Source organism: Streptomyces sp. SA15 (assembly GCF_002291145.1).
Classification (GTDB): domain Bacteria; phylum Actinomycetota; class Actinomycetes; order Streptomycetales; family Streptomycetaceae; genus Streptomyces.
In genome coordinates, this window is the sequence record NZ_NTGE01000179.1 from 1 (window position 1) to 539 (window position 539).

The window sequence follows — 539 nt, forward strand, 5'->3', positions numbered from 1 at the left end:
ACTGGGACCGGCGTGGCCTGCCCGCCGAGCCCGGCCGTGCGGTCGCCGCCCCCGGTGCGCCGTCCCTGCTGCTCGCGCTGACCGCCGCGCTCGGCGGCGACGTCCTGGTGCCGCGACCCTGCGCCGCCTGGTGGGCGCCGTACGCACGCCTGTTGGGCAGACCCGTCTTCCATGTCGCGACTTCCGCCGAGTGCGGCGGTGTCCCCGATCCCTACGCCCTCCTGGAGACCGTCCGCCGGGTCCGCGCCGAAGGCGGCGACCCGCGGCTGCTCGTGCTGTCCGTCGCCGACGACCCCACCGCCACCGTGGCGCCGCCCGAACTGCTGCACGAGACCCTCGAGGCCGCCGTCGGCGAAGGCCTGCACCTGGTCAGCGACGAGACCTGGCGCGACACCCTGCACGAGCCGCACGACACCGTGCTGCTCAGCCCCGCCGAGATGCTGCCCGAGCAGGTCACGGTCGTCACCGACCTGGCCGGTGCCCTGCTGCCGTCCGGCTGGCCGGCCGCGATCGCCCGCTTCCCCGCGGGGGAGGCCGGC

At 76.8% G+C, this 539-nt stretch carries 1 protein-coding gene; it reads left to right on the plus strand.

The window, feature by feature from the left end; translation table 11 throughout:
• The coding region (locus CLM62_RS39045) for an aminotransferase class I/II-fold pyridoxal phosphate-dependent enzyme (RefSeq protein WP_143659227.1) at positions 1-539 on the plus strand (539 nt) is incomplete at both ends.